3 protein-coding genes and 2 pseudogenes are annotated in these 7802 nt (G+C 37.5%); 3 read left to right on the top strand and 2 right to left on the bottom strand.

Translation table 11 applies throughout. From position 1 onward, the window contains the following. Window positions 1–568, bottom strand: a pseudogene (locus V7068_RS20030) (IS6 family transposase); the annotation flags it as partial. A gap of 292 nt (window positions 569–860) precedes the next feature. Between V7068_RS20030 and V7068_RS20035 the strand changes: the two are divergent. After that, window positions 861–2069 (top strand): iron-containing alcohol dehydrogenase, encoded by a 1209-nt coding sequence (locus V7068_RS20035; RefSeq protein WP_499714247.1) that lies wholly within the window; start codon window positions 861–863, stop codon window positions 2067–2069. A gap of 106 nt (window positions 2070–2175) precedes the next feature. Then, a complete protein-coding gene (gucD, locus tag V7068_RS20040) occupies window positions 2176–3648 on the top strand; it encodes an alpha-ketoglutaric semialdehyde dehydrogenase GucD (protein ID WP_499714248.1) in 1473 nt (490 codons plus the stop codon). Between the two features lie 316 nt (window positions 3649–3964). On the opposite strand, the gene V7068_RS20045 is transcribed toward gucD, so the two are convergent. After that, complete coding sequence (locus V7068_RS20045; RefSeq protein ID WP_499714249.1) at window positions 3965–4735, bottom strand: sulfite exporter TauE/SafE family protein; 771 nt, start codon at window positions 4733–4735, stop codon at window positions 3965–3967. Between the two features lie 1130 nt (window positions 4736–5865). Between V7068_RS20045 and ltrA the strand changes: the two are divergent. After that, a pseudogene (gene ltrA / locus V7068_RS20050) lies at window positions 5866–7678 on the top strand (group II intron reverse transcriptase/maturase). Window positions 7679–7802 lie beyond the last annotated feature (124 nt).

The raw sequence follows: 7802 nt of genomic DNA on the forward strand, positions 1-7802 counted from the left end.
TCATATGCATCGCTTCTATTCCAGAAATAACGGACTTTGCTGAGTGAAAGACCTTTAAGCCTAATATTGAACGAACTCACTTTTTAATAAACCGATGATCTTGTTCTATTATGTTATTCAGATACTTCACTTGCCTTACTTGGATGCCTACGGGCATCCTTTTTCGTTCTTCAAATCTTCAATCGCTATAGGATAGGCAGGATTCTTATCGACTGTTATAACTCGAGGCGTTGAAACATGAAGAGACCACAGAGCTTTCTTAAAAAATCGCTTTTTGGTCTCTTGTTTTACTTAGATAAAAATCAATGGTATTTCCTTCTGAATCAACAGCCTGCTACAAATACATCCATTGCCCTTTAATTTTAAGATACGTCTCATCTACTTGCCAGGAATCGTTTGTTTTCTTAAGATGACTACGAATTCTTTTGTCCATTTCACGTCCATATTGATGTACCCAACGCATAATCGTTGTGTGAGCCATAGATAAACCGCGTTCCTCCATCATTTCCACCAAATCACGAAAACTGAGGTTGTACTGCAGGTACCATTTTACCGTTAATAAAATGATGTCAGGCTGATAATGTTTCTATTTGAGTGAAAATTCATTTCCCGCACTGATCATACTCCTTTTTTAGAGTAATAGTATCAGTGTGTTCATGATTTAGAAATTACTTGCAAATGTCTTAGAGTTTTTGCACCAGAACACTCCTAAATCGTTTTTCACGAACGATATTAATAATCAGAATATTCTTATAGACCGATTGCAGCATATTTTGTATGATATTTGTAGGGGTAACCATATTTTGTAAGTTGGTGATTAAAAATCCAAAAAATCTCTTGTAGAAAGGATGTTATAGCGAATGTCTTTAGTGTCTTATAAATATTTCATGCCAACACGAGTGGAGTGCGGCAACGGGATATCCGAAGAAACAGGAGAACTAGTTAAGGAATTAGGTGTTACTAGAGTACTTATCGTTACAGATAAAGGAGTAAAAGCAGCCAATCTTTTAGATGGAATTGAGAAATCTCTCCTCGATGTAAATGTAGATTATGAAATTTATGATGAGGTAGAGCCGAACCCATCGGCTGAAACTATTCATAGAGGGGTCGATTATCTTAAGCAGCATAAAAGTGATGCTGTTCTGGCAGTAGGCGGCGGAAGCAGTATCGACACTGCTAAGGGAATAGCAGCGATGGCTACTAATCCTGGACACATATTGGAATATGAAGGCGTAGGCAAGATTACGAATCTTCCACTTCCAATCATTGCAATACCTACTACGGCAGGAACAGGGAGTGAAACAACAAATTCGACCATTGTAACGAATAGAGAGACTTCCTTTAAATTAGCTGTAATTAGTCCGCATTTATTTCCAAATCTAGCTATACTGGATCCGGCCCTTACTCTCCGTCTGCCTCAAGAAATTACAGCGGCAACGGGGATGGATGCATTAACCCACGCGATTGAATCTTATACATCTAAGGCAGCTAACCCTGTTAGTCAGGCATTTGCCATGCAAGCTGTTAAAATGATTGGCGGAAATTTAACAAAATCTTACTTTGTGGGGACGGATTTAGTAAGCAGGGAAAACATGTTGGTAGCCTCTATGCTGGCCGGAGTCGCATTTTCTCAGTCACGTTTGGGAAATGTACATGCCATTTCTCATACGCTTGGAGGAGTCTTCAATATTCCTCATGGAATTGCAAATGCAGCACTATTGCCTTTTGTTATGAAATTTAATCTTCCGGCATGTGCAGATAAGTATAAAGATATAGCGATAGCTTTAGGAAAAGATGTTAGCGGCTTATCTACTTTGCAGGCTGCTGAGAAGGCAATTGAAACGGTTATTGAAATGAATCAATCAATGAACATTCCTCTTAATATTAAGGACTTGGGAGTTTCACTAGATTACTTGCCAAAATTAGTAGAGGATTCAATGAGAAGTGGAAATGTGCTGATTAATCCTAGACTTACAAAACCGGCAGATATCCAATCCATTATTGAAAAAGCCTACTATGGTGATTTAGAAGAGTCAACAGAAGAGAGAAGAGTTCTGTCCCATACATAAAATAAGAGATATATAGCCTAAAGTTACTTTTATTAACCATGTATGGTATTCACGAAGTGTAGGGATTTGAGATGATTCTATGAAAAAGAAAGGTAGGAAATGATAAATGCAGAATGTTATTGGGGAAAATGTGAAAACGTATATGAACTTTATAAATGGAGAATGGAAGGCTTCTTCGAAAAATGAAGTGAAAAGCAGCATCAATCCGGCAAACAAAAATGAAATTGTCGGTTATGTGCAATCTTCATCTCGAGAAGACTTGGACGCAGCTGTGGCAGCGGCTAAATTAGCACAAAATGCGTGGCGAAAACTTTCAGGAGCAGTAAGAGGTGATTATCTATATAAAGTAGCTAATGTAATAGAAAGACGCCTTGATGAGATTGCAGAAACAATGACAAAAGAAATGGGAAAAACATTTCCAGAATCAAAAGGAGAGACTGCCCGCGGAGTGGCTATTCTTCGCTACTATGCTGGTGAGGGAATGAGAAAAGTCGGTGACGTGATTCCATCTACAGATAGTGAAGCGCTTATGTTTACATCACGTGTGCCTCTTGGCGTTGTAGGTGTTATCGCACCATGGAACTTTCCTGTAGCGATTCCGATTTGGAAGATGGCTCCGGCACTTATTTACGGAAACACGGTGGTGTTGAAGCCAGCACAGGAAGCATCTGTTACGGCAGCTAAACTAATGGAATGTTTTGAAGAAGCCGGTATTCCATCAGGTGTTATCAACATGGTAACAGGCCAGGGAAGTGTGATTGGTCAAGGAATTATTGATCACCCAGATATCAATGGTATTACGTTCACAGGGTCTAATAAGGTTGGTAAAGCAGTTGGTCAAGGAGCCCTTGCTCGAGGGGCAAAATACCAGCTCGAAATGGGCGGTAAGAATCCTGTTATTATCTTAAACGATGCAGATCTTGATCTTGCAGTTGAAGGAACAATTAGTGGAGGCCTGCGGTCAACGGGGCAAAAATGTACAGCAACAAGCCGCGTTTTTGTACAGGCTGATGTGTATGAAGTGTTTAAAGAAAAACTTCTAGCGAAAGTAAGCGAAATAAAGGTTGGATGCGGAATGCAAGGAGAAACGTGGATGGGTCCTTGCGCTAGCGAAAGCCAATTGAACACGGTATTATCGTACATTCAAAAAGGGAGGGAAGAAGGGGCGACTCTTCTATACGGCGGAGAAAGACCGAAGGAAAATGGAACAGAAGATGGCTTTTATGTACAGCCTACCGTGTTCGAAGATGTAAGAAATGACATGATTATCGCTCAGGAAGAAATCTTCGGACCTGTTCTGGCATTAATTAAAGTCGAGACGATTGAAGAGGCATTACAACAGGCAAACGATGTAGAATTTGGCCTAAGTGCATCGATTTATACAAAAGACATTAGCAACATGCTGTCTTTCATTAACGAAATGGAAGCCGGCCTTGTTAGAATAAATGCAGAAACAGCCGGTGTAGAACTTCAGGCTCCATTTGGCGGAATGAAGCAATCTAGTTCTCATTCACGAGAACAAGGCCAGGCTGCGATTGAGTTCTTTACTTCTATCAAAACGGTATTTGTAAAAGCATAATAACTTTAAATAGAATCCCCCGTTCGTGGCGGGGGACCTCTATTCTCGTAGGGTTCTGGTACAAGAAATGTTAGTTAGAAATATAGAGTAGCAGTTTCTTCTACATTTCTAGCTTATAAAACTAATCCAAACAGTTTGTGAATAAATTTTTTTGATTTTGGACAAACTTGTCCCGTAAGAAAAGTTGCCATTAAGGGGTAGTACCAAGATTTTTACGAAAACATACGATAAGACCGTTTTTGGAAATGAAAAGCCGATTTTTCCTATAGTAAGGAAAATAATCGGCTTTAGTTGTTTACTTCCATTATTGAACATGTTACTTGAACAAATGTATTATATCTATTACCACCGTTAATATAATTGAAAGTAGAATTACACCCATTCCATAACGTAATATACGCTCAGGGAAGAATTTGCTTAAACTTGGTCCAATATAACCCCCAACCATCCCACCAACAGCAACAATTAGGGCGATTTTCCAGTACATCATACCTGCGACAAATTTCCCAATAATCCCAAAAAGAGCAATCATAGCTCCAGTAAATGTTGTAGTTCCGATTGCTTTTCGAATTGGAAAATGCAATACATAGACCATGTAGGGCATAAACAGAACCATACCTCCAATTCCAATAATGCCCGTAGTTATACCTAAGAAAAAGATAATAATAACACCCATTACAAAAAGTATTGTTTCAGGTTTCTGAACTTTATTTTCCTTAATTGGAATTAAATTGAAGATAAATGACAAAACAGCAATAAAACCAAATAGAACCAACACAAATAGATGGTTTACATTTTGCGAAATGTAACTCCCAGAGATAAATGACCCTAACGAACCACTGACTGCTAGTATAAGAGCATAACGATACGGTATGAGCTTTGCTTGATGATATCGTATAGAAGCCGTTGCTGTAGAAAAAAGGGTAAGTGCAAGTGTTGCTGATGTAATTGTTTGAATAGTAAATTGCGTCCCTGTAATTAAGGGAAATAAATATAATAGCAAAGGAGTCATCATCATGGAACTACCTGCCCCAACCATACTAGCAATCATTCCACATAAGACTCCAAAAATAACTAAAATTATCATAAAAATCTCCCTTCACCATTTTACATTCTAGTATATTTCAATATTCGTTGTTCGCTAAACTCCTATTACTTCATTAAAAAAGAGGGACAGTGAAGGGTACACTGTTTCTCAACTATTGATACCCATGATAATTATTACAGGGGCTAAATATTGTAATAGCGTTGAACAGCAGCATTACCATATTTAATCGATGCTATATTACGTATATTGAACCGAAAGCATACCAACCAACCCGAAGACAATGAGTTGAAAAGATTAATCTGTGGATTGGATTAACTGGATTAAGAACCGGTATGGACAGTTTACTATATTTTCATTTTCTGTGGTGAAGCGCTGACTTTGCGCTTCATGGATAGCTAACGGGATAGTTTAGTTGTGCGAAATGTTCCTAGCTTAAATGGAGGATGGTTACATCTCTCTGGTAAAGGCTGGGCAGTTCCTTCGGAACGGAAGGGTTATATCGAAGAATCAAATGACGGAGTAACGCCCTGAAGGGTTCTCTCTTAGTCGAATAGCACTGGACTTAGTAAGAATGATAGTGTTATAAGCTCGGTGAAAAGGCGTGAGAAATTACCGTACCAGTTCGGCTGACGAAAGCCTACTCGATGGAGTGGTGTAATTCATGGTGCTTGAGTTGAATGAATATGGTGAAAATGCAAATAAACCTAAAAGAAAAGGTTAAGCTGACGAACTTCTGAATGTACGGGTCTAGAACTGCGATACATAGAAATATGTATATCACCAAATCGTGAGGTTAGATGTGGGTGAGTAAGACTAACTAATATGAAAATCCATGATACGTTAAAGGCGTATGAACGCTAACAGGCTTACAGGAAGCACCTAAGTTCATTCTATAATAGATATAATTCAACTTTGTAAGCTGATAACGTGGAGGGCTTACTCCCGAAGAAGCGTTGGCAATGAAAGCAATAATGATACTAGTTACTGTATAACTTGCCTTTATATCAGTGAAAGTGGTGGCACAGTACCAATGAAATGTCTAATCCACATGGAGGGATAGCCACTAGACTAATAAAGATTTATTCAACCAAGTAAGGCAGTTCTTTATCGATTAATAAGGTTCTTGTGAGACTAAAAGAGGTTTAAATCCGAAGGGAGCCACCGACTTATTGAAACGGAAGAAATTGAGACACAGTGAATATTATAGTATGCAAGATTGTTTCGATACACTATATGCTCAAAGTGTTATTGGTCATCACTTCTATGAATTAACAGAATTAATGAGTTCTCAAGATAATATACGACTTGCCTACCGAAATATTAAAAGAAACACAGGTAGTAAAACTGGGGGAACTGATAAGTTAACAATTAAAGATATTCAGCATTTAGCAGTTGAAGGTGTAATAGCAAAGGTTCAAGCCATGTTTAAATGGTATGAACCGGAAACAGTAAGGCGAGTTTTCATTCCAAAAGGAAAAGGAAAAACTAGACCTTTAGGGATTCCGACAATATGGGATAGAATCTTTCAACAGTGTATTTTACAAATCTTAGAGCCAATTTGTGAAGCTAAGTTCCATAAACATAGCTACGGATTTAGACCAAACCGCAGCACTCATCACGCCAAAGCAAGGCTTGAATTTCTTATTAATCAAAGTGGACTCCACCATTGTGTCGATGTAGATATTAAAGGTTTCTTTGATAATGTGAATCATAGTAAGCTTTTAAAACAAATGTGGTCACTAGGTATAAGGGATAAATCACTTCTCTCTATGTATATCTAGGCTATTAAAAGCAGAGATTGAGGGAGAAGGTATTCCAACAAAAGGAACTCCGCAAGGAGGTATTCTGTCACCTTTATTATCCAACATTGTATTGAATGAATTGGATTGGTGGATTAGTGACCAATGGGAAACGTTTGAAAGCAAATATACTTATTCCACGGATGGTAGTAAGTATCAGCATTTAAAGAAAACAACCTTGAAAGAGTGCTTTATCGTCCGTTATGCGGACGATATTAAGGTAATGTGCCGAACAAGGTCACACGCAATAAAAATGAACTATGCATTGAAAGACTTCTTGAGAAAAAGACTTCATTTGGAAACAAGTGAGGAAAAGTCGAAAGTTATTAACCTGAAGAAAAACTCTTCCGAGTTTCTTGGTTTTTCAATAAAAGCAGTAAGGAAAGGAAAAACAAGATTTGATTACGTAGCAAGGTCTGATATGTCGAAAAAGGCTAAAGAAAACGCCTTTCAAAAGATTAAGGAAGCTATAAAAGTAGTTAAGAAAAAGCCTTGCATTCAGACTGTATGGAATTTCAATACTGTTGTAATGGGAATTCAAAACTATTACTCCGTCGCGACTCAAATTACAATTAATTTAAATGAGTTAAACTTACATCTCCGCAAGACGTTATATAATCAACTAAAGAATATTAGAACCGAGGCAAGTTTCCAGGAGATGACAAAAACCTTACAGAAAAGGTACAAGGGTTATAAGGCTAAAATGTATAAGATTCAAAAAGTGGTTTTTGTCCCTATCCACGCACAACGGTGGAAAAAGACACTTGGTTTCTCCCAAGTAATATGTAACTTTACTGCCGAAGGTAGAGCAAAAATTCATAATAGTCTAAAGGCTATTGATAAAAATACACTTTCTTACATCATGAGAAACTATATTTTAAACAGATCCATTGAATATAACGACAATCGAATCAGTAAATTTATTGCCCAGTATGGTAAATGTGCCATATTAGGAGAAGAGTTAGGGATACATGAATGGCATTGTCATCACGTAAATCCTTATTATCTTTCGAAAGATGACAGTTATTCAAATTTGATAATTGTTCATAAAGCAATTCATCAATTAATTCATCTAAAAGATAAAGGTAAAATAGAAACTCTTTTACAATCTTTAAAGCTTACCAGTAATCAGAAAGAAAAAGTAAATAAGTTACGATTAAAATGTCTAAATGAAATAATATAAACTTGGAAAAACAGCACTCGTCTGCTTAATACATAGAAAGAATAAATTGGATTAGTTGGAACGCCGTATGATTCGAAAGTTTCACGTACGGTGTGAACAGTGGGAAAAGGGAGCGATAACTTCA

Source organism: Bacillus sp. JJ634 (assembly GCF_036962285.1).
Taxonomy (GTDB): Bacteria; Bacillota; Bacilli; order Bacillales; family DSM-1321; genus Peribacillus; species Peribacillus asahii_A.